21 protein-coding genes and 1 pseudogene are annotated in these 24,661 nt (G+C 62.5%); 9 read left to right on the forward strand and 13 right to left on the reverse strand.

What is annotated here, in order from left to right; all coding sequences use genetic code 11:
- Positions 1–27: 27 nt before the first annotated feature.
- Positions 28–3,405, reverse strand: a complete 3,378-nt coding sequence (locus ACT3UA_RS08160; protein ID WP_096288012.1) for an AAA family ATPase — start codon at positions 3,403–3,405, stop codon at positions 28–30.
- A gap of 361 nt (positions 3,406–3,766) precedes the next feature.
- Positions 3,767–5,254, reverse strand: a complete 1,488-nt coding sequence (locus tag ACT3UA_RS08165) for a DUF5129 domain-containing protein (RefSeq protein ID WP_444615938.1) — start codon at positions 5,252–5,254, stop codon at positions 3,767–3,769.
- A gap of 318 nt (positions 5,255–5,572) precedes the next feature.
- Here ACT3UA_RS08165 and ACT3UA_RS08170 point away from each other — a divergent pair, with 318 nt between their 5' ends.
- The 8 genes and pseudogenes from ACT3UA_RS08170 to ACT3UA_RS08205 all read left to right on the forward strand — a co-directional run bounded on the left by ACT3UA_RS08170 (position 5,573) and on the right by ACT3UA_RS08205 (position 14,983).
- Entirely contained in the window at positions 5,573–9,493 is a 3,921-nt protein-coding gene (locus ACT3UA_RS08170; RefSeq protein WP_444615940.1) for a Pls/PosA family non-ribosomal peptide synthetase, read from the forward strand.
- An 11-nt stretch (positions 9,494–9,504) separates the two neighbouring features.
- Positions 9,505–10,809, forward strand: coding sequence for a M1 family metallopeptidase (locus ACT3UA_RS08175; protein ID WP_096288018.1), 1,305 nt, complete (start codon positions 9,505–9,507; stop codon positions 10,807–10,809).
- A gap of 211 nt (positions 10,810–11,020) precedes the next feature.
- Entirely contained in the window at positions 11,021–11,374 is a 354-nt protein-coding gene (locus tag ACT3UA_RS08180) for a PadR family transcriptional regulator (RefSeq protein ID WP_096288020.1), read from the forward strand.
- Positions 11,371–11,739, forward strand: a complete 369-nt coding sequence (locus tag ACT3UA_RS08185) for a DUF1048 domain-containing protein (protein ID WP_096288022.1) — start codon at positions 11,371–11,373, stop codon at positions 11,737–11,739. Before ACT3UA_RS08180 ends, ACT3UA_RS08185 begins: the two co-directional genes overlap by 4 nt.
- A complete protein-coding gene (locus ACT3UA_RS08190) occupies positions 11,736–12,515 on the forward strand; it encodes an ABC transporter ATP-binding protein (RefSeq protein ID WP_096288024.1) in 780 nt (259 codons plus the stop codon). The genes ACT3UA_RS08185 and ACT3UA_RS08190 overlap by 4 nt, the downstream gene beginning before the upstream one ends.
- A complete protein-coding gene (locus ACT3UA_RS08195) occupies positions 12,512–13,276 on the forward strand; it encodes an ABC transporter permease (RefSeq protein ID WP_096288026.1) in 765 nt (254 codons plus the stop codon). The genes ACT3UA_RS08190 and ACT3UA_RS08195 overlap by 4 nt, the downstream gene beginning before the upstream one ends.
- Before the next feature lie 279 nt (positions 13,277–13,555).
- Positions 13,556–14,451 (forward strand): annotated as a pseudogene (gene ppk2, locus ACT3UA_RS08200) (polyphosphate kinase 2).
- A gap of 100 nt (positions 14,452–14,551) precedes the next feature.
- Entirely contained in the window at positions 14,552–14,983 is a 432-nt protein-coding gene (locus ACT3UA_RS08205; RefSeq protein ID WP_444615944.1) for a VOC family protein, read from the forward strand.
- 26 nt (positions 14,984–15,009) lie between these two features.
- Here the strand turns inward: ACT3UA_RS08205 and ACT3UA_RS08210 are convergent, their stop codons facing one another.
- Both ACT3UA_RS08210 and ACT3UA_RS08215 read right to left on the reverse strand, forming a co-directional pair.
- Entirely contained in the window at positions 15,010–15,285 is a 276-nt protein-coding gene (locus tag ACT3UA_RS08210; protein ID WP_096288032.1) for a hypothetical protein, read from the reverse strand.
- Positions 15,286–15,292: 7 nt separating this feature from the next.
- On the reverse strand, positions 15,293–15,616 hold the full coding sequence (locus tag ACT3UA_RS08215; protein ID WP_096288034.1) for an antibiotic biosynthesis monooxygenase family protein: 324 nt from the start codon (positions 15,614–15,616) through the stop codon (positions 15,293–15,295).
- Positions 15,617–15,854: 238 nt separating this feature from the next.
- Between ACT3UA_RS08215 and ACT3UA_RS08220 the strand changes: the two genes are divergently transcribed.
- Positions 15,855–16,268, forward strand: a complete 414-nt coding sequence (locus ACT3UA_RS08220) for a hypothetical protein (RefSeq protein ID WP_096288036.1) — start codon at positions 15,855–15,857, stop codon at positions 16,266–16,268.
- Between the two features lie 12 nt (positions 16,269–16,280).
- Here the strand turns inward: ACT3UA_RS08220 and ACT3UA_RS08225 are convergent, their stop codons facing one another.
- The 9 genes from ACT3UA_RS08225 to infC all read right to left on the reverse strand — a co-directional run bounded on the left by ACT3UA_RS08225 (position 16,281) and on the right by infC (position 24,373).
- The gene (locus ACT3UA_RS08225; RefSeq protein WP_096288038.1) at positions 16,281–16,511 is read right to left on the reverse strand and encodes a hypothetical protein; all 231 of its coding nucleotides are present in this window, start codon (positions 16,509–16,511) and stop codon (positions 16,281–16,283) included.
- Between the two features lie 178 nt (positions 16,512–16,689).
- A complete protein-coding gene (pheT, locus tag ACT3UA_RS08230; RefSeq protein WP_096288040.1) occupies positions 16,690–19,230 on the reverse strand; it encodes a phenylalanine--tRNA ligase subunit beta in 2,541 nt (846 codons plus the stop codon).
- Between the two features lie 3 nt (positions 19,231–19,233).
- Positions 19,234–20,313, reverse strand: a complete 1,080-nt coding sequence (locus ACT3UA_RS08235; protein WP_096288042.1) for a phenylalanine--tRNA ligase subunit alpha — start codon at positions 20,311–20,313, stop codon at positions 19,234–19,236.
- 116 nt (positions 20,314–20,429) lie between these two features.
- Complete coding sequence (locus ACT3UA_RS08240) at positions 20,430–21,080, reverse strand: LppM family (lipo)protein (protein ID WP_096288044.1); 651 nt, start codon at positions 21,078–21,080, stop codon at positions 20,430–20,432.
- Positions 21,081–21,156: 76 nt separating this feature from the next.
- Positions 21,157–21,591, reverse strand: a complete 435-nt coding sequence (locus ACT3UA_RS08245) for a (deoxy)nucleoside triphosphate pyrophosphohydrolase (protein WP_096288046.1) — start codon at positions 21,589–21,591, stop codon at positions 21,157–21,159.
- 18 nt (positions 21,592–21,609) lie between these two features.
- Entirely contained in the window at positions 21,610–22,482 is an 873-nt protein-coding gene (locus ACT3UA_RS08250; RefSeq protein ID WP_096288048.1) for a TrmH family RNA methyltransferase, read from the reverse strand.
- Positions 22,483–22,594: 112 nt separating this feature from the next.
- Positions 22,595–23,257, reverse strand: coding sequence for a 50S ribosomal protein L20, sunset domain variant (gene rplT, locus ACT3UA_RS08255; protein WP_096288050.1), 663 nt, complete (start codon positions 23,255–23,257; stop codon positions 22,595–22,597).
- A gap of 103 nt (positions 23,258–23,360) precedes the next feature.
- Positions 23,361–23,555, reverse strand: coding sequence for a 50S ribosomal protein L35 (rpmI, locus tag ACT3UA_RS08260; RefSeq protein ID WP_096288052.1), 195 nt, complete (start codon positions 23,553–23,555; stop codon positions 23,361–23,363).
- A 167-nt stretch (positions 23,556–23,722) separates the two neighbouring features.
- On the reverse strand, positions 23,723–24,373 hold the full coding sequence (gene infC, locus ACT3UA_RS08265) for a translation initiation factor IF-3 (RefSeq protein WP_374954800.1): 651 nt from the start codon (positions 24,371–24,373) through the stop codon (positions 23,723–23,725).
- Between the last annotated feature and the right edge of the window lie 288 nt (positions 24,374–24,661).

Genomic DNA, 24,661 nt, shown 5'->3' on the forward strand with positions numbered 1-24,661 from the left:
TTCAGATTTTGGCCAACAACCGGGCGCTCATTGACCCATCTTGCGGATTAGTTCCGTGGAAATATATTTCATCTGCTGAGCTGAAATATGGTTAGTCGCCACGTAATCTATGTGCTCGGATTCAACTCGTTCCACGAAGTTACGAGCCCACCTGCCATTTGCCCGCGCTCCCGGATCCAACGAGGCGTAGGCCGACATCACTGTGTCGGCAAGGGCGTCGGGGTCAAAACTCCAATTCCGCGCCAACAGGTCTTGGACTATCTGAGCGATCTCCGCTGGGGAGTAATCGAGGAATTCAATCCGCAGAGGAATACGCGAGGGCAACCCCGGATTCGCCTTAAGGAACCGCTCCATACTCTCGGTGTAGCCAGCGAAGATTGCCACAAATTTGTCGCGGTCTTCCTCCAATCGGGTCACGAAGGTTTCCACTGCTTGGCGGCCGAAGTCACTATGTGAACCATCGGTTAGCTGGTAGGCCTCATCGACGAACAGCACTCCACCCATGGCCTCCTCAATGACTCGGCTCGTTTGTTCTTCTGTATGTCCGACCCATTTACCGACCAGTTGCGCACGGTCCACTGTCTTGACTGTGGGAGATTCGAGTAGCCCGAGGTTAAAGAAAATTTGACCGATGAGCTTGGCGACAGTGGTCTTTCCAGTTCCAGGGTTTCCTGCGAAGACCATGTGGTACGACGGGCGGGCGATCACTTCGCCTAGCTGCTGGCGCTGTTGGTCGATCTTTACCCGGTTCACCAGCTTTCTCACCCATTGCTTGACGTTGCCCAGCCCCACCAGTCGGTCGAGTTCGGCCAATAATTCATCGACTTTCTGCTGCTTCGCTTGTGCATCTCCGCCTAGTAGAGCCTCGAAATCCGCCGCGGTAATATGCGTGAGGGCTGCTTCGTCGTGACTCGGCTGGCCAAAGACCCGCCCTGCCATCTGCTTTACGAGCTCTTCGTTAAAGTTACGCACCCATCGACCGTTGCTCCGATCGGCGGCTTGGCCGTACTTTTGTGTGACCGTGCGACGATACAGCTGCTCGTCGACGGTGTAGTCGGCTTCCAGAAGGCTCCGGTAGCCGATCTCGGCAATTTCCAGCGCACTGTAGTCTTCAAAATCGAATCGGTTTGGAATGCGGGATTTCAGTCCCGGATTCATGTTCAAGAAGTCTTGCATCTGGTTCGCATAGCCGGCAAAGATCACTACGATGCTTTCCCTATGGTTCTCCATGTAGGCAAGGATTGTGTCGACGGCTTCCTGTCCAAAGGAATTTCCTTCCTTCTGATGCAATGAATATGCTTCGTCAACGAACAATATTCCGCCGCGGGCCTTGTCTAAGGCCTTCTGCGTCATGATCGCGGATGCGCCGAGATGCTGACCGACCAGATCCGGGCGCCCGACTTCAATGAAGTTGTTTTTCTCGATTGCACCTGCGGCGTATAGCGCATCACCGAGCATTCGAGCGACGGTGGTTTTGCCAGTTCCGGGGTTCCCGAGGAATAAGCTGTGCATGCTAATTCCAGTTGTTTTGAGTCCTTGTTCTTGGCGCATTTTATTGAACTGAACCATCTGGGTGAAAGTGGCAATTTGTTGCTTGACGGTCCGCAAACCCGTGAGATTATCGAGTTCCGTTAGCGGATTCGCCTCAGTGCTTTGGGCTACTTCACTTTTGGCCGACGTATCTGAATTGGTCCTGTCGTTCTGAGCCAGCTGCTGGCTGGACGCGTCACTGCTCGGCTCGACTGAAACGACTGGGCCGGTTTCCTGCAACATTTCGGTGTCTAGGTTTCGAATTTCGACGGCATTACCCGTGACATCCAGAATCGCATCGTCTTCACCCAACACACCAACCGTTGCGGTGTCCGGTGATTTCAAGTCCTTAATGGCTAAAGTACTCTCGGAAACATAGATTTCGGCATAGGTCGCCTCAGGTTTCACCTCGGCGCCACGCACCGTGGAATTCGATTTGACTACCATCGCCCGCATATTGCATTCGTTAACTTGAATTGTCAGCACACCGTGCGATTTCACGGTCGATCCTGTTTCGGCCCAGAGGCGATAGGCGCTACAGTCCACGAGCTGACCCTGACCGGCATTCCAGAAGTTCACCCATCCAAGGAACGAGTTCTCGGCCTCCAGCCTGGCGCCATCGCCGATATCCACCGATCCAGCCACCGCGCTGCTGTCGGCTGCGATTCGGCAATCGCTCATCTGCACGAGACCCTCTATGGCGACGACCGCAGGTTTTTCCGCGCCCGGAGCTGGCTGAATAATGACGTTCACGAGATTGACCGACTCGTCGCCCGCGACGAAGACCGCATTGCTGGCAGCCTTGGGCCGGATGGTCAGGTTCGAAACCCTGATGTTTGCCTTGTCCATGATTCTGATTCCGCCATGGAGAATCGTGCGTTCGGCCCTACCTCGACCAGCGATGTCCGCGCCCATCAGAATAAAGTGTTCATATTGCTCGAGGAAGTATTCGCCCTCTTCGAGCATGATGGTGTCCCCTTTATTCAGCTTCGGGGCCACCGCATTGGCGAAGTCACGCGCGTCTTTGAGATCCCATAGAATCACCTTAGGCTTCTGGACGGTTGGCATCGGTGGTTCCACCGGTTGAGGCTCCGCAGTCGACGTGTCCAAATTCTTTGTGGCCGTTCCCACCGCGGGAATGTCAATCCTGGCAGCGTTCTTGGTGACTAAGAGATATTTTTGCCCCTCGCGCACAAGAACGTTCCCGATCTTCAGGTAACCATCTTGGCAATAGCCCTCTAAGGGTTCGCTCTGGGCACGCAATAACTCGATACTGCAGGCGGATTCGCCTTCGATTCGCAAGGAGCGACGCCCCTCGGCCGGGTGTAATTCTAAAAACCCTGCGCAATCAACTCGGCTGCGTTCGAGTGCGACTATCGCAAAGCTGAACACATTCGAGGTAGTTGCCTTGCTCGCTGTCAAGGTCAGCAGCCCAATCCCTGAATCCTTGGCGAACAACACGCTATTCGACGATGCTTCGATGCTGGAGGCTGCTCGATCAGTGAATACATTGCTGTCAACCATGGAAACCGTGCTGGAACTGGCATATATCGCTGGGTACTTCCCTGCAGGTTCGCCATGAATTTGGCTGGATTGAAGTTCCAGCTGGGAATCCCTTACTGTCAACGCGTTGTGATAAGGCGGAGCTTGAATCGTGACGTTAGCAATTTGGCAGGTTCCCTGAATGCTCAGTTGACCGAAAATGACTACCTTGCTCGAATCGCCAAGACCGGTGATTTTTAGGTTGGATAAGGATACGGAGTCAACTACGTACTCCCCTTCCTTGAGCTGAAGCTCGTCGCCCTGTTTAGCCCGCCGAAGTGCATCCGTCAGGCTCAGCCCAAACCGGCCATTGCTTACGCGTATCTTTGCCACGAATTTTGCTCCTACCACGTGTTCATTTCGTTCATGGACTGGTCTATTCAATTTATCTCAGGTGGTTTAGAACACATCTTGGATGACCAGAAACTACTTAAGCGGCGCCGACTTCTGGCATCGATCGCTTCATACATCGCAGCCAGGCCTCGCATCGGGCCTACTGAATCCTCCTTGGCCAGTGGCAAGGTACTGCTCGTTGCGTAACCACTCGGTTCAATCTGCGAAAGGCTTCCGTTCAGCGCCAGCTGCCGGCCGTCGTCGTCTACTCAGGAACCAGCCTGTGAGACCGACTTTCCCCTCGATACAGCTGATTGCTTGGTTTTGAAGCTCTCGCAGTCCAACATGGCCGGAATAACATCTAGAATCGCGAGGATCCCCCGGCGCCGGAGAAGCTGCCGCCGCCGGAATAGCCGTGGGAGACGCCCGAGGAGCTGGCGGCCTCCCGGGAGGTGTCCACCGCGTTGACCCCGGTGGCGTACCCTGCGTGGTAGGAGTTCACCCGCCAGAACATCGAAGCCGGGTAGATCACATCGAGAATGGATCCCGAACGGCTCGCGCCGGTGCTGTCGTAGCGGGAGTGGCGCAGCGCTTCGTGCATCTCCTGCTTCTCTTCGGCGCTCGACGCATAGACCTCGACCTGCGCGCTGGCGTAGGCATCGAGCCGTTCGGTGAGCTGGCTGCGCAGTTCGGACAACTGATCAAGGGCGGTATCCACGTCGAGCTTTTCGGCCTTCAGCTCGTTGCCCAGATCTGCTACGGCCCGTTGTGCGCTGAAGGAGTAGGAATCCAGCGCGGCGGCTGCGGCCTGCAGCTCTTCCGGCGCCTCTTCGATCAGCGCGGGCAGCTCGGCCAGGTCTTCGAGCAGGGGTGCGGTTTGGCGGCGCCAGGCATCCTCCCACGCGGCGCCGCGGGTGTAGAGGGCCGCGGCGTCGTTGATCGCATCGTCGGTGAGGTCCAAGGCCTGGGCGCTGGCGTGGAATTCCTTGGCGCGGGCCACCCCGGGGCCGCTTGAACGCAGCTTCTTGCTCGCCTGCGCCAGCTCTTGCTGCGTGGTGAAGCAAGCGCGGTAGGTGGCGGCAAAGTCGGCGAAACGGCGTTCGAGCTCCGCGGCGTGGTGCGAGTCGCCAGGCAAGGTGCGCGCGGATAGTTCGGTGGCATCCAGTTCCATGGTCACATTGGTCAGGTGCGCGCTGCCCGATTCCAGCTGCTCGGCGAAACTCTTCCGCCGCCCCGAACGCACCGCGAGCGCTATGCCGGTACCTCCAATGGCGCCCAGGCTCCCCAGCCCTACGGTCCAGCCGAGCGCCGGATGCCGATACCAGGGGCGGTTGATGATGTTCGCGCCGCGCGTGGCGACGGCGATAATTCCGTCGGACCAGCGGGCCTGGTTAAAATCCTCGGAGCCTGCCTCGTGGATCGAGCGCATCTGAGAGTCGGATACCTTGCGGTCTTCGCCGAAGTAGGTCCCGATCTGGCCATCCCCAGGGCCCTCCACGGACAGCGTGATGATGAAGTAACCATCGGCCCAGTAGTCGCCGTAGTCCTCGGGGGCCTGCGAGATCCATTCGGGGTGCGCGCTGCGGGCGTGGCGCAGCGTCTCGGTGTTGATGTCATCCGCGTACTGGCCTTCGCGCGAATACACGGCGACCTTGGTGGGCTCGTTGAAGTCGATCTGGCCCACTGCGTCGCGCAGCTTCTGCTCGTTGAGCACGTTCGCGGTGTCATCGATGGTGATCGAATCCAGGCTGGTTCCCTCCGCCTGCGCCGCGGGCGGCACGGCGAGGAACAGCAGCGTGGCGGCGGCCGCCGCGGCGAGTGCACGGCGTGGAGACTTGAGCTGGCGCATGGAGAATTCCTCCCAGACAGATGATGCGAATTATTCCGAACGTTAGGCCAATAGCTCCATCCTAACGGCCGGCACGGGGTAGCTGCGCAGCCCGCGGAACGCCGCGGCGCGCTGCCAGGAGGAGCAGCACTGTGATTCCAGCGACCAATTGCCCCTTCAACTTCCCGGTAAGCGGTCCGAGGGTATTTAATGAGTTATGGACGTCGCAACGTCCGATCCCCCTCCAGGATCCGTACCCCCTTTTCCGAGAGTTCACTCCCCCTGAGCGCTCGAACCACTTGTGCATGACACTTTAGTGAAGGGACGGATCCGCCAAGTATGGACTCCGTAAATAGTTCAAAGACCGAGGAGCCTGGGCTCCACTCGCCCCAGTTCCCTTCGGGTGCGCTAGCTCCTGCCGAGCGCACCCTCATCGACATTCTGCAGGTCACCGCCACGGCGCATCCCGACGCGCCGGCCATTGACGACGGCGAACGCAGCGAAAGCTACGCGGACCTGATCGAAGAGGTCAAGGCGAAGGCCCGCGCCCTGCATGAACACGGGCTGGGTGCCGGGGACCGGATCGGCGTGCGCGTCCCCTCGGGCACCCGCCAGCTCTACGAATGGATCCTCGCGATTCTCTGGGTCGGTGCCGCCTATGTACCGGTCGACGCGGACGATCCGGATGAGCGGGCGAAGGTGGTTTTCACCGAGGCCGAGGTCGCCGGCATCGTGAAGGGCCTGGAGGAGATCGTGGTTTCCGCCGATCGCCCCGCCCCCTTCCCGAACCCGCGCGCGCCGCAGCTGGATGACGACGCGTGGATCATCTTCACCTCCGGCTCCACCGGCAAGCCCAAGGGAGTGGCGGTCTCCCACCGATCGGCCGCCGCCTTTGTGGATGCCGAAGCTCAAATGTTCCTGCCCGAAGACCCGCTGAACACCTCGGACCGTGTGCTGGCAGGACTGTCGGTGGCCTTCGATGCGTCCTGCGAGGAGATGTGGATCGCCTGGCGCAATGGCTCCTGCCTGGTTCCCGCCCCGCGGGCGCTGGTGCGCAGCGGCATGGATCTGGGCCCGTGGCTGATCTCCCGCTCCATTACCGCGGTCTCCACGGTGCCCACGCTCGCCGCCCTGTGGCCGTCGCAGGCGCTGGAGTCCGTGCGCCTGCTGATCTTCGGCGGCGAAGCCTGCCCGCCGGAGCTTGCCGGACGTCTGGCCACCGCGGGCCGCGAGGTGTGGAACACCTATGGCCCGACCGAGGCCACCGTGGTGGCCTGCGGCGCCACCATGGACGGCAGCCTGCCGGTGCGCATCGGCCTGCCGCTGGCCGGCTGGGACCTGGCGGTAGTGGACGCCGAGGGGATCCCCGTCGCCGAAGGCGAAACCGGGGAGCTGATCATCGGCGGGGTGGGCCTGGCCCGCTATCTGGACCCGGAAAAAGACGCCGAGAAGTACGCGCCCATGCCCACCCTGGGCTGGGACCGCGCCTACCGCTCGGGCGACGTGGTGGTCAATGACCGGCTGGGACTGGTCTTCATCGGACGCGTGGACGACCAGGTGAAGATCGGTGGCCGGCGCATCGAACTGGGCGAAATCGACGCGGCGCTGAACTCGCTCGACGGTGTGTCCAGCGCCGCGGTGGCGGTGCGCGAAACCAGTACCGGAAACAAGCTGCTTGTCGGCTATCTGGCCGCCGACGCGGACTATGACCTGGATGCCGCACGCACCGAACTGCTCAAGGATCTGCCCGCGGCGATGGTGCCGCTGCTCACCGTGGTGGACAGCATGCCGATGAAAACCAGTGGCAAGGTGGACCGCAACGCGCTGCCGTGGCCGCTGGCGGGGACCGAATCCGAGCAGCCCGGCGAGGAGCTGACCGGGTTGGATGAGACCGGCGACTTCGTGGCCCGGACCTGGAAGGGCGCGCTCGGCATGGCGGCCTCCAGCGCCGATGCCGACTTCTTCGGCTCCGGCGGCGGCTCGCTCTCGGCAGCCCAGCTGGTCTCCGCTTTGCGCGCCCGCTACCCGGACCTGACGGTCGCCGAGCTCTACGACTACCCGCGCTTCGGCGCGCTGGTGGAATACCTCGGCGGACAGCAGGTCAACGACGAGGTCATCGAGCCTCGCATCGTCAAGCGCACCAAGCGCATCACCCAAATCACCCAGACGCTGCTCGCGGTGCCGCTGTTCATCCTCTCCGGCCTGCGTTGGTTCACCTACCTGATGCTCGGTCACTGGTTCCTGCTCAGCGTGGGAATCCTCGAAGCGCAGCTGCCGATTCCGTGGTATTCGATTCTCGCCTCCTGGCTGATCTTCGTGACCCCGGCCGGGCGCATGGGGCTCTCGATCCTGGCCAGCAAGCTCTTGCTGCGCGGGCTGCAACCGGGAACCTATCAGCGTTCGGGCTCGATGCACCTGCGCTTGTGGCTGGCGCAGCACATTTCCGACGTGGTGGATCCGATTTCCCTGGCCAGCGCTCCGCTGCTGCCTTGGTATGCGCGCATGCTGGGCGCAAATATCGACAAATCCGCCACCATGCACACGCTTCCTCCGGTGACCGGAATGCTCACCGTCGGACCGGGGGCCACCTTGGAGCCCGAGGTCGATGTCTCCGGCTACTGGATCGACGGCGACCAGGTGCACGTGGGCCACGTGAGCGTCGGCGACTTCGCCTCCGTCGGCGCCCGCTCCACGCTGCTCCCCGGCGCGGTTGTGGCCGCGCAGACCATCGTGGAAGCCGGATCCGCCGTCTACGGCGAAACCCGCGAGAACTCGCGCTATGCCGGGTCCCCGGCCGTCCGCGAGGGGCGCGCCAAACCTCGCTGGCCCGAAGCAGTACCCGCGTACCGCCTCCTTCCGCGCGTACTGGGCGCGGCCGGTTCGATATTGCTGAACCTCTTGCAGTGGCTGCCGGTGGTATTGGCGGTGCTGGCGGTGGCCCCGATGCTGCGTGCCGAGGAATCGCTGACCTCGATCGGCTGGAAGTTCCTCCCCGCGGTGCTGCTCGCCGCGCTGGTGTGGTTCCTGTCCATGATGGCGCTGATCATCGTCGAGGTGCGATTGCTGTCCATTGGCCTGGTCGAAGGCTGGCATCCGGTCACCTCCCGGGTCGGCTGGCAGGCGTGGGCGACCGAACGCGTGCTGGATACCGCCCGCGATGCGCTCTTCCCGCTCTACGCTTCATTGTTCACCCCGGTGTGGCTGCGGCTGCTCGGCGCCAAGGTGGGCCGTGACGTGGAAATCTCCACGGTGCTGCTGATCCCGAAGATGACCACCATCGCCTCGGGCGCGTTCTTGGCCGATGACACCATGGTCGCCTCCTACGAATTGGGCGGCGGCTGGATGCACATCGCCCCGGTGCGCGTAGGCAAAAAGGCGTTCCTCGGCAACTCCGGCATCTTGCATGCCGGCCGCCGGGTGCCCAAGCGTTCGCTGATTGCGGTGCTTTCGGCGACCCCACGGAAGATGAAGGCCGGAACTTCCTGGATCGGATCTCCCCCGCATAAGCTGCGCCGCACCACGGTGGATGCCGAATCCGAGCGCACCTACCAGCCGCCGATGAAGCTCAAGGTCATGCGTGCGGCCTGGGAGCTCTCCCGTTGCCTGGCGGTATTCACCACGGTCGGCATCGCCGCCGGAGTGCTCTGGGCGCTGTCCGCGCTGGTGACCCACGTGAACCCGCTGTCCGCCGCACTGCTCTCCGGCGCGGTACTGGTCTTGGCCGGAGCTCTCGCCGCATTCACCGCGTTGGCCGCCAAATGGCTGGTGGTCGGGGTGATCCGCCCGGGCGAACACACGCTGTGGAGCTCGTTCATCTGGCGTACCGAAATGGTCGACTCTTTTGTGGAGCTGGTCTGCGCCCAGTGGTTTGCGCGTCTGGCCTCCGGCACCCCGGCGCTGGTCTGGTTCCTGCGCGCGCAGGGCGCAAAGATCGGGCACGGGGTGTGGTGTGAAAGCTACTGGTTCCCGGAGGCAGATCTGGTCACCTTGGAAGATCACGCGACGGTGAACCGCGGCAGCGTATTGCAGACCCACCTGTTCCACGACCGCATCATGTCCATTGACACGGTCACCCTCGGGGCCGGTGCCACGCTCGGCCCGCACAGCGTCATCCTGCCGGCTGCGAAGATCTCCGATGGCACCACCACCGGACCGGCTTCGCTGGTGCTGCGCGGCGAGGTGCTGCCAGCAAATACCTACTGGCGCGGCAATCCGGCGGTACGCTGGAACATCACGCCCGACGAATCACAGACAGTATAGGACCGCGCCGGATGCCCCAGAAGATCTTGGATGAATACACCAAGCACCACGGTTCGGCCGCGTACACCGTGGACCACTACGACCTGGAACTGACCTGCAAGCTCGCCAGCAACCTGCTCGAAGGCAAGGCGGTGCTGCACCTGCGCGCGCTCCAGGACTTGGACACCGTGCAATTGAACCTGCACGGGCTGCGCGTGCTGAAGGCCACCTGCCAAGGCAAAAAGGCCCAGGTCTCCAAGCGCAACCACCGCATCGAGGTGCAGCTGCCGAGCCGCTTGGCCGCCGGCGAGCGCACCGAGTTGACCCTGCGCTATGCAGGCAACCCCGGGGTGCAGAACGGTATCTGGGGCGAGGTCGGCTGGGAAGAGCTGACCGATGGGGTGCTCGTTTCCGGTCAGCCGACCGGCGCGGCGACCTGGTTCCCCTGCAACGACCACCCGAGCCACAAATCCACCTACCGCTTCTCCATCGCCACCGACGCCGGCTACCGGGCAGTGGCCAACGGCGAACTGATCAACCATTCACGCGCCGCCAGCCGTGACACCTGGGTCTACGAGCAGCGCGAACCGATGACCAGCTACCTGGCTACCTTGCAGATCGGCCGCTATTCGGAGATCCCCTTCGACGAGGAGCGGCATCTGGTGGCCTATGCGGTGCCCGGCATGGATCTGAAGGTCCGCGGGGCCTTCGGCAAACAGACCGAGATGGCAGAGGTCTTCGAACGGCACTTCGGCCCGTACCCCTTCGAGAGCTACAAGATCGTGGTGGTCAACGACGAGCTGGAGATCCCGCTCGAGGCCCAGGGGCTGAGCATCTTCGGGCTGAACCACCTGTCCATGGATTGGGAGGCGCAGCGCCTGATCGCCCACGAATTCTCCCACCAGTGGTGGGGCAACTCGCTGACCCTGAAGCATTGGAAGGACATCTGGCTGCACGAGGGCTTCGCCTGCTTCAGCGAGTGGCTGTATTCCGAAGCCGCCGGGGTTATGCCCATGGCCGAACGTGCCCGGCTGGCCTGGGAGCTGCTCGACGGGCAGGACCAGGATTTGGCCATCGGGGATCCGGGGGCCAAGGACATGTTCGATGACCGCGTGTACAAGCGTGGCGCGATGGCGCTGTTCGCGCTGCTCGGAGAGCTAGGCACCGAAACCTTCTACGCGATGCTCAAGGAGTGGGTGGCTGCCCGAAGCCACGGGCACGTGGACACCGAGGCGTTCATCGCGCACGCCCAGGGTTTCGCCCCCGACGCACTGGATGTCCCCGCCCTGCTGCGGCCGTGGCTGTACGACCTGCAGCTGCCGGTTTTCCCACGCTAGCGCGTCGCATAGAGCACCACCTGCGAACCGTCGAGTCTTCTCGGCGGTTCGTTTCTTTAAGCGCAGTTGCGCAATGCTCCATGAGTCTACCCGGTTGCATCTTCGGATTCTGCGTGCCAAAAACTTCGCTATTCGGTATTGCCATCTACCAGTAGTCGGCGATACTATCTACTGGTAGTCATTATCACTAGATAGCGTTTGGAAGGCCTCTATGGCAAAGCAGATGACCGAGTTGCTCAAGGGCACCCTGGAGGGGATCGTCTTGGCGATCTTGGATGAGTCCCCGGCCTACGGATACGAAATCACCGCACGGCTGCGCGGCAAAGGGCTCAGCGACATCGTCGAAGGAACCGTCTACGCCCTGCTGATCCGCTTGGAGAAACGCGGCCAGGTAGACGTGGAAAAGGTGCCCTCGGAAAAGGGGCCACCGCGCAAGGTCTACACCTTGAACGCGATGGGCCGCGATTACCTCGAAGAGTTCTGGAAGAGCTGGTTCTTCCTCTCCGAACGCATCGAAGCATTGCACACAAATTACACCAACCACGCAGAAGGAAAATCCTCATGAGTACCAAATGGTACGAAGTTCTCACCGGCCAGCTGCAGCAGAAAAAGCAGTACAAGGATGCCAAGGCCCGCTTGGACGCCCTGCCCGAGCCCTACCGCACAACAGCTACGGCGTTGAATCGCTACTTCATGTATTTCGGCGGTATCACCGACGGGGACACCATCGTGCAGATGTTCATCGACCACGCTGACCTGTGGGAGCGAGCCTCCATCGACCGGCTTCCGCTCAGTGAAGTTGTTGGCGAGGACCCAGTGGAATTCGCTGAAAACTTCACTCAGTCCTACGGAGGAAAACAATGGATCGACAAAGAACGCGCCCGGCTGATCAAGGCAGTTCAGGACGCGAAACGAAGCGAAGAGTCATGAACACCGAAGGTGCGCGCACCGCAATCAGCGTCCGCGGGCTGAAAAAATCATATAAGGATCTCCAAGTGCTCCGCGGAATTGACCTGGAGGTAAATCCCGGAGAGATCCTCGCATTACTCGGCTCGAACGGCGCCGGGAAAACCACACTCGTGCGGATACTTTCCACGTTGCTGACCGCAGATGCGGGCAGCGCGAGCGTCGCCGGTTTTGATATTGCCGCCCAGCCGCACCAGGTCCGCGAAACGATCAGCCTGACCGGTCAATTCGCCGCCATCGATCCGGTGCTCAGCGGCCGCGAAAATCTAGTATTGATGGCGCAGCTGCGTCATCTGGAACACCCTCGCCAGCATGCCAAGGAGCTGTTGGAACGGTTTGCGCTCAGCGAAGCTGGCGACCGGAAGGCCGCGACCTATTCCGGTGGAATGAGTCGCCGGCTAGACATTGCGATGAGCCTGATTGGGAATCCACACATCATTTTCTTGGACGAGCCAACCACCGGCTTGGATCCGCAGGCACGCTTGGAGGTCTGGGACACCGTACGCCGGCTCGCCGCGGACGGAACTACCGTGCTGCTGACCACGCAGTACCTCGATGAGGCCGAACAGCTGGCGGATCGTATCGCGATCTTGCACCGGGGAATCATCATTCAAAACGGGACCCTTGGCCAGCTCAAGGACTTGCTGCCGCCGGCCCACGTTGAATATGTGGAGAAGCAGCCTTCCTTGGAGGACGTGTTCCTCGCTCTGGTCGGCGCCCCGGATCAGGAGCCGTCATGACCGCCCACGCCCTGCACGACACCGGCGTACTCACCGGACGCTCGCTGCGTCATATCCTGCGCAGTCCCGACACGATCATCACCACAGCGATCACCCCGATCGCCATGATGCTGTTGTTCGTTTATGTGCTCGGAGGTGCAATTAATACCGGCACCGATGGCTCCTACATCAACTACCTGTTACCCGGGATCCTGCTGATCACCATTGCCTCGGGTATTGCGTATACCGCCTACCGGCTGTTCCTGGACTTGCAAGGCGGCATCTTTGAACGCTTCCAATCCATGCCGATCTCCCGATCCAGCGTGTTGTGGGCGCATGTCTTCACCTCGCTGCTCGCAAACCTGGTATCGATCGCCATCGTCATCGGGGTGGGGCTGCTGATGGGCTTCCGCTCCCAAGCCTCGATCGGGGGCTGGTTGGCGATAGTGGGGATTCTGGTGCTCTTCGTCTTGGCGTTGACTTGGCTCGCGGTCATCGCAGGGCTGAGCGCGAAGACCGTAGATGGGGCCAGCGCGTTCAGCTACCCGTTGATCTTCGCCCCATTCATCAGTTCCGCTTTTGTGCCTACCGCCTCGATGCCCTCTCCGGTGGCCTGGTTCGCCGAACACCAGCCGGTGACCTCCATCGTTGACACACTTCGGGACTTATTTTCCGGGCAGCCAGTTGGACAAGAAATCTGGGTGGCGCTGGCCTGGCTGCTGGGAATCCTAGTGATCGCGTACTCGCTGGCGAACCTGATCTATCGCCGTAAAATCAGGTAGCTGCGAGGGTAAGAAATAAGAGCATCGCGAGCAGACCGGAGCGTGCTCCCCGCGGGCCCTGGACACCGGGGCATACAAGAACATTCGATCGGCTCATCGAGCGTCCGACGGCGAGCACTACCGGGATTCGCCTTGGAGCCCCGCCTCGAAGTTCGCGCCCTGCAGCACGATTAGTTCTTTCTCCTACCCGCCAAAGAGTTTTAATCACATCTTCCCTTTTCAAGCTCTGGTTTCCCAATTGTTCATATTGTGTTAACCGGCAAAAATTAGGCTGGGGCCATGACGGTTGAACTCCCCCTCCTCGAAGAGGCTTTCCACGGATATTCGGTTTTGGACAATGACGACGACGACCCGGTCTTAGTTCGCGCCGACGGGAGCATCGTGGACACTTGGCGGGAAGACTACCCGTACGAGGCCAAGATGGACCGTGTCACCTACGACGCGGAGAAGCGAGCGTTGCAGATCGAACTGCTGAAGCTGCAAAAGTGGCTCAAGGTGCATGGTCGACGGCTGATGATCGTTTTTGAGGGCCGCGATGCCGCCGGCAAGGGCGGCACGATAAGCGGTTCGCCGAGCATCTGAACCCCCGCGGCGCTCGTGTTGTCGCGCTCGAAAAGCCGACGGAGCGCGAATCCAGCCAGTGGTACTACCAGCGCTACATCGAGCATTTCCCGACGGCCGGGGAGATCGTGCTCTTTGACAGGTCCTGGTACAACCGCGCCGGGGTGGAACGCGTGATGGGGTTCTCCACGCAAAACCAGGTGGAGCATTTCCTGGAGCAGACCCCGCATTTCGAGCGGCTGCTCGTCGAGGAGGGCATCGACCTGGTGAAATTCTGGTTCTCCGTCTCCGCCGGCGAACAGCTGACCCGCTTCACGATTCGCCGGATCGACCCGGTGCGCCAGTGGAAGCTCTCCCCCATGGACCTGGCTTCGCTGGACAAGTGGGATGATTACACGGCCGCGAAGAAGCAGATGTTCTTGAAGACCGATACCGAGCACGCCCCGTGGACGGTGGTGAAGTCCAACGACAAGAAGCGCGCCCGGTTGCAGGCGATGCGCCACGTGCTGAACCTCTTCGAATACAAGGGCAAGGACCACGAGCTGGTCGGCACCCCGGACCCGAAGATCGTCGGCCGCGCGGCGCGGGTTATCAACCACGGCGAGGAGTTCTAGCGCCGGCCCTTGTGCCTCGGCCGCAGCCGGCACTACGCTGGGGCAACCGACAAACACCACCGCCGGATGCCGGCGGAATTCCCAGCGCGAAGGAACGATCATGGCCGATCCCGCCGAAACCGTACGGCGGGCTGCGGCGCCCGCGCCCTATGTGCTCTTCCCCGGCACCGCCCGGGAAGCCTTGGGCCGCTACGCGCAGATCTTCGGCGGCAAGCTCTCGCTATTCAGCTACGCGGAATTCTCCCGCGCAGATGGCGCCGGCGAGGCGATCGCCCACGGCATGCTCGACGGCGTGGTCACCCTCTTCGGGGCGGACGCCGCCGAAGGGGAAAAGTCCGTGGCCATGCAGGGGCTGATGCTTTCGCTGCTGGGAACCGCGGCCCCGGAGGTTTTGCACGGCTGGTTCGACCAGCTCGCGCAGGATGGCGTGGTGATCGATCCGCTCGCGGCTAAGCCGTGGGGCGCGACCGACGGGCAGGTTGTGGACCGCTTCGGACTGCACTGGCTGATCGGCTACGAACCCGAAGGCTAGGCCCCTCCGGAGCGCGACGGCATGCTTTATGAGGGCAGCGGATTCCCGTACGGATAATCCACCCAGACCCCATCGCCGCTCTCGGGGCAGTGCCGCTCGGCCCCGTTGCGCACGCAATGCGTGTCCGCCGGGTAGCGGTGCCCCTGCATCAGCTTGCCGAATTCGATCGATCCCAGATCGGATACCTCGCGCCCGTCTCGGTAGCGCAGCGCGTAGTTGAAATAGCGGAAGCGGCGCTTGGTGAACCGGCGGATCCCGGACAATGCCGAGGCGCGCACCGCAACGGGCAGCTCAAGACTCATGGTGCCATCATTCCGCGTGGCCGGACGCGTCGAATCCGCTGGCGACGACCGTGGTGAAATGCTCAACGACGGGGAACGGCTCGTAGAAGTGATGCAGCGCCTGCTTCCACCGCTGGTATTCCGGCGAACGGCGAAAGCCCTCGGTGTGGGCCGCAACCGACACCCAGCGCACCAGCAGCAGATAGTCTCCCGGGGATTCGATCGAACGCGATAGCTCCAAGTTCGCGAACCCCGGTTGGCACTCGATCAGCTTTCGCGCCTCGGCGAAGGCGGCCTCGAATTCTGCTTCCCGACCTTGTCGGACAGGAAGTATTGCGTGTTCCAGGATCATTCTCTGAGCCTAGCAATTCGCGGTTTAGCGGATCCTATGTGACGCTCCGCGGCCCGCCGTCGCGAGGGCTAAGCTGCCCACCGCTCGCTTCGTGGGCCCCGTTTCACGAGCTCACGCGCAGAAGCTGCGATGCGGGATCTTGGCTGGCTCCGCTGCCCTATCCAGATGCGGCGGCTCTGCCTATGCTGGGAGGCGTAGGTCCCATGCCGCGTCCAACAATACGAAGGAAGGCATCCTGATGGAAGCAGAGACCCTCATGCTCGCCGGAATTCTTTTGCTGTCGCTGATCGTGGTGACCACCGGCGGGCAGTTGCTGCTCAGGATCACCACCGGTGCGCTGTACGCCAATGAGCTGCAGAAGTCCTGGTTTCGTGCCGGGCACGCGCATGCCGGCGTGCTGCTCGTGCTCGCCCTGGCGCTGCTTCCCTACACCGATCATTTCGCCACGGAGAACTTCTTCGGCTCTGTGGCTCGGCTCGGCGTACCAGTTGCCGCAATCTTGATGCCGGCGGGATTTTTCCTCAGCGTCATCGGCAAGGACCCGCAAAAGCCCAGCAAGCTAGCTTGGCTGATCGCGGTCGGGGCCACTTCGCTCATTGCGGGCCTGCTCGCCGCGGGAATCCTGGCCATTCAAGCCGGGGCCGGCGGCTAATCCATCGGGGGTCTAGGATCCGAGCTCGTCTCCGGGAAGCGTGGCGCGTGGCCCCAAGGGCCGGTGGGATTCTTCTTCCCACTCCATCGTAGGTGTGGGTGGATCATCCAGATGCACGCCGGCGCCTCGTTGGATCATGGTGACCGCTCCCATCGCCAGGAATACCGCTACGGCCACCGCCGCGATGCCGAGCACCAGGATCAGCAAGACGGCGCCGAGGCGCGAAGCTACGCGTGAGCCCATGGGATACCGCCTTCCGAGTCTGCCATAAACGCTAATTCTATCGGTACGCGCCGGCTTCGGCCGGGACAACGGCAGAAACTTTCGGCCTGTTCACCCATTTTTCATCCGGAAACGGCAAACGCCCCGAGATTTCCGCGGGCTGCGGATCTCTCGGGGCGTTGGGCGTGCTATGCCTGGCTTAACGCTGGGTGGCGCCGAACTTCTCGGTAGCCAGGGCCACCGCGGCGGCGCGCGCCTCGGAGGCTTCATCGGCGGTCAGCGTGCGATCCTCGGAGCGGAAGCGCAGCCCGAAAGCCAGCGACTTCTTGCCGTCCTCGATGCCCTTGCCCTGGTAGACATCGAATAGGGCGATGTCTTCGAGCAGGGCACCGGCGCCTTCGCGCAGGGTGCGCAGCACGTCTCCGGCGACAACGTGCTCGTCCACGATCAGCGCGACATCCTGAGTGGCCAGCGGCTGGGTGGACAGGTGCTGTGCGACGACCACGGCGGGAGCGGCGGCCATCAGTGCGGTGGCGTTCAGCTCCATGGCGACCGTGCGGGCCGGCAGATCGGCGTCCTTGAGCAGCTGCGGGTGCAGTTCACCGGCGTAGCCGATGACTTCTCCGTTGAGCTTCAGTGCCGCGACGCGGCCCGGGTGGAAGGCCTGGTGGCTGCCCTGGGCAATCTCCAGCGGGGATCCGAGCAGGTCCGCGATCGTGCGTGCGGTATCCAGCGCGTCGGCCCAGTCCCAGGCGCGCGGGGTGAACCCGACGCCTGCGGCGGCCTCGTGGCCGGTGAAGACCGCGGCCACATGCCACGGCTGCTCCGGCACCCCGCCGAACAGCTCGGCAAGTACCTCATCGCTTGGCTTCACGCCCAGCGGAGGCAGCACCGAAGAGCCCAGCCGTTCGCCCGGCAGGAACACCAAGCCGCCCTCGTAGAGGGCCAGGTCGCGGAATCCGCGGCCCAGGTTGCGCCGTGCGGTGTCCAGCAGGCCCGGCAGCATCGAGGTGCGCAGGAAACGGAATTCCTTGGAGATCGGGTTGGCCAGGGTCACCGCGTCGACCGTGGTTCCGGCCACCGGTGCGCCGAAGGTGTTGTTCTGCGCTGCGGAGACGAACGGGTAGGACAGGATTTCGGTCAGTCCGAAGTCGGCCAGGCCCTGCAGGAGGCGGCGGCGCTGGGACTGGGCGCGAGTCAGGCCGCGGCCCGGAGGGGCCACCGGCAGGGTCGCGGGGATCTGGTCGTAGCCGACCACGCGGGCGACCTCTTCGACCAGGTCTTCCTTGATCGCCAGGTCAGGGCGCCAGCTCGGTGCGGTGACCGCAAAACCGGCGGCGTTCTGCACGACGGACGCACCAATGCCTTCCAGCGCCTCGATGGTCTGCGCGTCGGTGTACGGCACCCCGATCAGGCGTTCGGCGTATCCGGCCGGCAATTCGATCACCGTGGCCGCCGGGATTTCGCCGGCGTCGGTGACCCGCGCGGTCTCGGTGCCGCCGGCGAGCTCGACCAGCAGGTCCACGGCACGCTGTGCGGCGATCTGCATCACCTGCGGGTCAACTCCGCGCTCGAAACGCTTGGAAGCTTCCGAGGGCAGCTTGTGGCGGCGGCGCGAGCGGGCGATGGAGACCGCGTCGAAGTGCGCGGCCTCGATCAGCACGCGGCCGGTCTCAGAGCTGACCTCGGTGGTGGCCCCGCCCATGACGCCGGCGATGCCGATGGCCCCTGACTGATCGGTGATCAGCAGGTCCTCCACGTGCAGTTCGCGCTCCTTGGCATCCAGGGTGGTGAGCTTCTCCCCGGGGTTCGCCCGGCGCACGGTGATGGCTCCGGTGAGCTTGTCCGCATCGTAGAAGTGCAGCGGCGCGCCGAGTTCGAGCATCACGTAGTTCGAAATGTCCACGATCAGCGAGATCGAGCGCATGCCGGCCAGCTGCAGGCGCGAAGCCATCCAGCGCGGGGTCGGACGGCTCGGGTCGACGCCGGTGACTTCGCGGGTTACGAAGCGAGTGCAGCCTGGCACGCCGTAGATCGGGGCGCTGTCTTCCAGCACGACCCGGTGCCCGGCCTCGGCGGCCGGGGTGACCTTCACGGTGGTGGCCGGGTCGGTGAACGAGGTGCCGGTGGCCAGCGCGTACTCGCGGGCGGCGCCGCGGATCGAGAAGCAGTAGCCGCGGTCCGGGGTCACATTGATCTCGGCGGCCTGGTCGGTCAGCCCGAACAGCTCCATGACGTCGGTGCCCAGCTCCGGGTCCAAGCCCAGGGTGGAGAGCACCATGATGCCGTCGTGGTCCTCGCCGATGCCCAGCTCGCGGGAAGAGGCGATCATGCCGGCCGAGACGTGGCCGTAGGTCTTGCGCGGGGTGATCTTGAAGTCCCCGGGCAGCACCGCGCCGGGCAGGGTGACAACAACCTTGTCGCCCTCCACGAAGTTGTGCGCGCCGCAGATGATGCCCTGCACCCCGGATGGCTCGATGCCCTTGCCGGTCAGCGGCTGCTCCTGGCCTTCTGGAACCACGCGGACCTGGCACCAGTTGATGGTCTTGCCGTTGGTCTGCTCCTCCTTAACCAGGGAGAGCACCTGGCCGACGACGATCGGGCCGGACAGGGTGTCGGAGGGACGGTGCACGTCCTCTTCCTCGAGGCCGACCTTGACCAGGTCTGCCATGATGTCTTCGGCCGAGGCATCGGCCGGTACCTGCGCATACTCGCGCAGCCATGAAAGCGGAATACGCATAACCTAGATCTCCATCCCGAAGTGCTGGCTGAAACGGACGTCGCCCTCGATCATGTCGTGCATGTCGGGAACGTCGTTGCGGAACATGAGCGTGCGCTCGATGCCCATGCCGAAGGCGAAGCCGGAGTACTCTTCCGGATCGATGCCGGCGGCGCGCAGCACATTCGGGTTGATCATGCCGCAGCCTCCCCACTCGATCCAGCGCGGTCCGCCCTTGGCGCCCGGGTGCCAGATATCGAGCTCGGCGCTCGGCTCGGTGAACGGGAAGTAAGCCGGGCGCAGGCGGATCTGTGCCTCGGCGCCGAACATCTGGCGGGCGAAGTGCTCCAGTGTGCCGCGCAGATCGGCCATGGTCAGGCCCTTGTCCACGGCCAGTCCTTCGAACTGGTGGAAGACCGGGGTGTGCGTGGCGTCCAGCTCATCGGTGCGGAAGGTGCGTCCCGGGCAGAGCACGTAGACCGGCACCTCGCGCTCCAGCATCGAGCGGACCTGCACCGGGGAGGTGTGGGTGCGCAATACCAGGTGCGCGTCGGCGGGCTCGATGAAGAAGGTGTCCTGCATCTCGCGGGCAGGATGGTCCGGCTTGAAGTTCAGCGCGTCGAAGTTGAACCATTCGGATTCCACCTCGGGGCCTTCGGCGATTTCCCAGCCCATGCCGACGAAGATGTCCGAGACGCGGTCCTGCAGGACCGAGAGCGGGTGGCGGGCGCCGGCACGGCGGCGCCGCGGCGCGGCGGTGACATCGACCGTTTCCTCGATCAGGATGCGGGCGGCTTCGGCTTCTTCGAGCACTTCGGTGCGCGCGGCCAGGGCCTTGTTGACGCGGCCGCGGGCGCCACCGACGAGCTTGCCGGCTACGGCCTTCTCGGTTTTGTCCAGCTTGCCGATCTGGCGGTTGGCCAGCGACAGCGCGGACTTCTCCCCGGTGTGAGCCAGCCGTGCGTCTTTTAGTTCGGTCAGGTCGCCGGCGGTCTCGATGGCTGCTAGTGCCGCCTGGACCGCGGCGTTGATGCCTGCTTCATCGGTCGGATGCGGGACGCTTTGGTCCGTTTCCGTTGCCTCTTGGGTTGTCTGATCAGACATGGGATCGATCGATCCTTCTCTTCGCTCGTGGAACTCTTGGTTCCTATTCTATTGGCTAGGGCCCGCCAACGTTTCAACGATGACGGGCCCGGGCCGTGAAGATGCTTACGATTCGCTTAGTGGCCGCTCGGGTCCTTGGCACCCTTCGGCGCAAAGGCCAGGACAATGATCAGCACGAGCACCAGCAGGGCGCCGCCGAAGATCACCGAGTAGAACAACGCGTAGTTGGCGCTGCCGGTGGCCTTGTATTCCTCGGCGCCGGCCATCATATCGAAGGCTACCGAGTGGTGCTCGATCTCGCCCGCAGAGTGCGAAACAACCTTGCCCGGGAAGCTGACTACCAGATTTGCCTCGGTGAACTGTTCGTTGACCACGACTTCTCCGGCACCGGGCATGGAGAACTCAAATTCGCCGCCCTTGTCGGTCAGCGAGATCGGGAAGCCGAAGGTATTGAAGGCATCCTGCAGCTGGACGAAGTTCATCTTGCCGACGGTTTCGAAACGCAGTCCGACGTTCTCCCCGTCGTCGACGGTGGTGTAGCTCCACTGCTCGCCGAGGATCTGATCCAGTTCATCGGTATTCAGCTGGCTGGCCAGCACGTCTTCGAAGGGCTGGCCCTGCAGGTTTTCCTGATGAGTGGTGACCTGCAGCGCACCGGTGGCCTGATCGGCACCGGTCACATTGACTTCAGCGTTCATGTTGACGCATCCGGACAAGGCCAGGATTGCGGTAAATACCAGCGCGAGAACGCCAAGAAGTCTCTTCACTCGGATTGCTCCTCAAGTTTATTGATTGATTATCTACATTTTGCCGACACTGGGCACTTGTTCCAGCTTACGCGGTTTAGAGCGCGCGCCCTGCATGGGCTTGAGCCAGGCAGGCGGCGACGATCGGAGCGTCCGCTTCGATCCACGGCACCGCGGTGCCCAGCGATTCGTCCAGAGCCAGCCAGGCCAATTGGTCGTGCCCATCGAGCGTGTCGGGGGTGCCGGAGCTGATGGTGGCGAACCAGACCCGCATGGCGGCCTGTTCGTTCAGCGCCCAGCCCTGCGTGAGCGGGCCGGTTATTTCGGCGCCGAGCGTCAGCTGCACGCCGAGCTCCTCGCGCAGCTCTCGATGCACCGCCTCGATATCCGACTCCCCCGGTTCGACCTTGCCACCGGGAAACTCCCAAAGGCCGGCCAAGACTGCCGGGCGGTTGCGCCGGGCGGCCAGCATTTTTGTCGGCGAGGCGAAGCTATCGACGATGGCTACGGCGACGATCTGTTTCAGATTCATGGAGGTGTTCCTTGGGCTTTAGCGTTGGGCGCGGGCCGAGGCATACAGGCAAACCGTCGCGGCGGTGCTCACGTTCAGCGATTCGGCCACCCCATAGAGCGGCACCGCGACCTTGTGCCCGGCCAGGTCCTTTTCCCGCTCGTCGAGCCCCTGCCCCTCATTGCCGAAGAGCCAGATGGTGGGCCGCTCGAGCACCGGTTCATGCTCAGGCAGATCGGCTCCACTCCCCGCGCGCAGTACCGCCGCATCCTGCAGAGTGTCCAGGTTGTGGGCAGCGTAGCCATCGGCCGCGAGCACTTGCAGGCGTTCCCCGGCGGCAACGATGAATTCGTCGAGGTCGACGTCGCTGAGCACCGGCAAGTGGAAGAGCGAGCCGACGGTGGAGCGAACGGCCTTCGGATTGTAGATGTCGACGCTGTCCTTGGTCAGGATCACCGCGTCGGCACCCGCCGCATCGGCGGCACGCAGAATGGTTCCGGCATTGCCCGGATCCTGAATTCGGCAGAGCACCGCGATCAGCTTGGGGTTGCTGGCCAGCACCTCGGGAAGCTGCGGCTGGGACATTGCGACGACCGCGAGGATGCCTTGCGGGTTCTTCGTATCCGCCATCGCCGAGATGACATCGCCGGTGACAAAATAGGTGCGCACCTTGGCCGCGTCGAGCAAAGCCGTAAATTCTTCGTGGCGCTCCAGGAAACCCGGGACCACGTAAACCTCTTGGACCAGCTGGTCGTTGGAACGGTGCGCCACCAGCGCCTCGCGGACCGCTTGCGGGCCTTCGGCAAGGAATTCGCCGGTTGCCTCACGGCCCTTGCGGTGGGCCAGGCGGGCGACCGCCTTGACTCGGTCGGCGCGCGGATTGGACATCACGTCTGGGGGAAAGCTCGTCATTATTCGAGAATACCGGTAGAAGCACCGAAGGGTGGGTTCCGCACTATGTGCGGCACCCACCCGATGGTGTGATCTGTCCTACCTGAGGCTTAGCTCAAAGGGAGAAACGGATTTACTTCATCTGCTGGCGGGATTCTCCACCAGCTGGCTCGAAGCCTGCGCCCTTGGCAGCTTCGGTCGAGTTGAACCAGAACTCGGCCTCGGTCTGCTCGTACCAGGTCGAGCCTGGGACGTGGTACTTGTTCGATCCGGCGTTGCCCTTGATGACGAAGCCTTCTGGTGCGTCCTGGCCTTCAACGGCCTTGATCACGCCTTCGCCTTCGACGCTCTTGGCTGCTGGTGCAGCTGCGGCCTTTGGAGCCTTGGCAGCCTTTGGTGCGGAAGCTGGTGCTTCTGCGCCGCGAGGAGCGTTGACATCTGCCGGAAGAGCGTCCTTTGCAACCTTGACCAAGGTAGCGAAAGCGTTCGAGTCCGAAACAGCCAGCTCGGAGAGCATGCGACGGTCAACCTCGACCTCAGCGGCCTTCAGGCCCTGGATCAGACGGTTGTAGGTCAGGCCGTTGGCGCGGGATGCAGCGTTGATACGCTGGATCCACAGGCGACGGAAGTCGCCCTTGCGCTTACGGCGGTCGTTGAAGCTGTAAACGAACGAGTGGAGCAGCTGCTCCTTGGCCTTACGGTACAGGCGCGAACGCTGACCGCGGTAACCCTTTGCGCGTTCCAGAACGACGCGACGCTTCTTATGGGCGTTTACTGCCCGCTTCACACGTGCCACGTGTGTACTCCTTCAAGTCAGTTCCTCCCACCCGGGATAACCAGGTGAAAGCGAAATCTATGGTTGTTGGGGTTGTGCTTCCCCGAATTGCGAAAGGGAGAGCTTAGAGGCCCAGCATCCGCTTGATGGTCTTCACATCGGCCTTAGCTACCAGCTGGTCAGAAGCCAGGCGGCGCGTGACGCGCGAGGACTTGTGCTCCAGGTAGTGACGACGGTTGGCCTGCTGGCGCTTGAGCTTGCCGCTACCAGTCAGCTTGAAGCGCTTCTTGGCGCCACTGTGAGTCTTGAACTTCGGCATAGCTGCCGTTCTCCTAACGTGCTCCACATAAATCGTGAGATCTGTGGGGATCATCCGAAGCGGGCCTCTTGGCAAGGTGACCGCTGCTGTTCTCTTGTAGTTGGACCTTCGCAAGGAAGATCCTTCACCGTTTCCGATGACGGGCCCGGAGGCCCAACATGCTTGGGCTAGGCTTCGCCTTCAGCCGCGTTGCGAGCCTGCTCCAGCTTCGCGAGAGCTTCATCGTCCATCGCTGCTGCGACGTTCTGACCCTCGGTCTCTTCTGGGGCGTCGGTGCGGATCTTGCGCTTCGCGCTTTCCCGGCCACCCGACTTCTGCTGCTGTTCGCGGCGAGCCTCTGCCTTGTTCTTCAGCGGACCGACAACCATGACCATGTTTCGGCCATCGATGCGAGGTGTGGACTCTACGAGCCCGACCTCTGCTACGTCTGCTGCAAACTTTTCTAGCAAGCGAATGCCCATCTCTGGGCGCTGCTGCTCACGTCCACGGAACTGGATCATGGCCTTGACCTTGTCGCCTGCGCCTAAGAAGCGCAGTGCGTGGCCGACCTTGGTCTCGTAGTCGTGGGTGTCGATCTTCAGGCGGAAGCGAACTTCCTTCAGGATCGTGTTGGTCTGGTTCTTACGAGCTTCACGAGCCTTGACAGCGGCTTCGTACTTAAACTTGCCGAAGTCCATCAGTTTGCATACAGGAGGCTTGGCGGTCGGTGCCACCTCGACCAAGTCCAGATCGGACTCGACAGCGAGTCGGAGTGCGTCCTCGATGCGGACGATTCCTACCTGCTCACCATTGGGGCCGACGAGACGTACCTCTGGCACGCGAATGCGCTCATTAATGCGTGGATCGCTGATGTGTCACTCCTGATTTTCGTAAGTCACTTACTCGCAAATGAAGAAGGCCCCCGTCTGCGAAGTGCAGGCGAAGGCCAAAAGATAGACGACACAATAGCTTTACGATATTTCCCCGTAAAACTATTTCCGGATACTCATAAATATCCTGCCGAATTACCCGGAAGCCTAAGCGGCTACTGCGGGTGGGAGCTGGCCTCCACTTGCATGGCTCAACACTGATCTCTTGGTGACATCATCCGGATACCGGACGCTCTC

The sequence above is a fragment of the Glutamicibacter sp. 363 genome (assembly GCF_052379505.1).
GTDB lineage: Bacteria > Actinomycetota > Actinomycetes > Actinomycetales > Micrococcaceae > Glutamicibacter.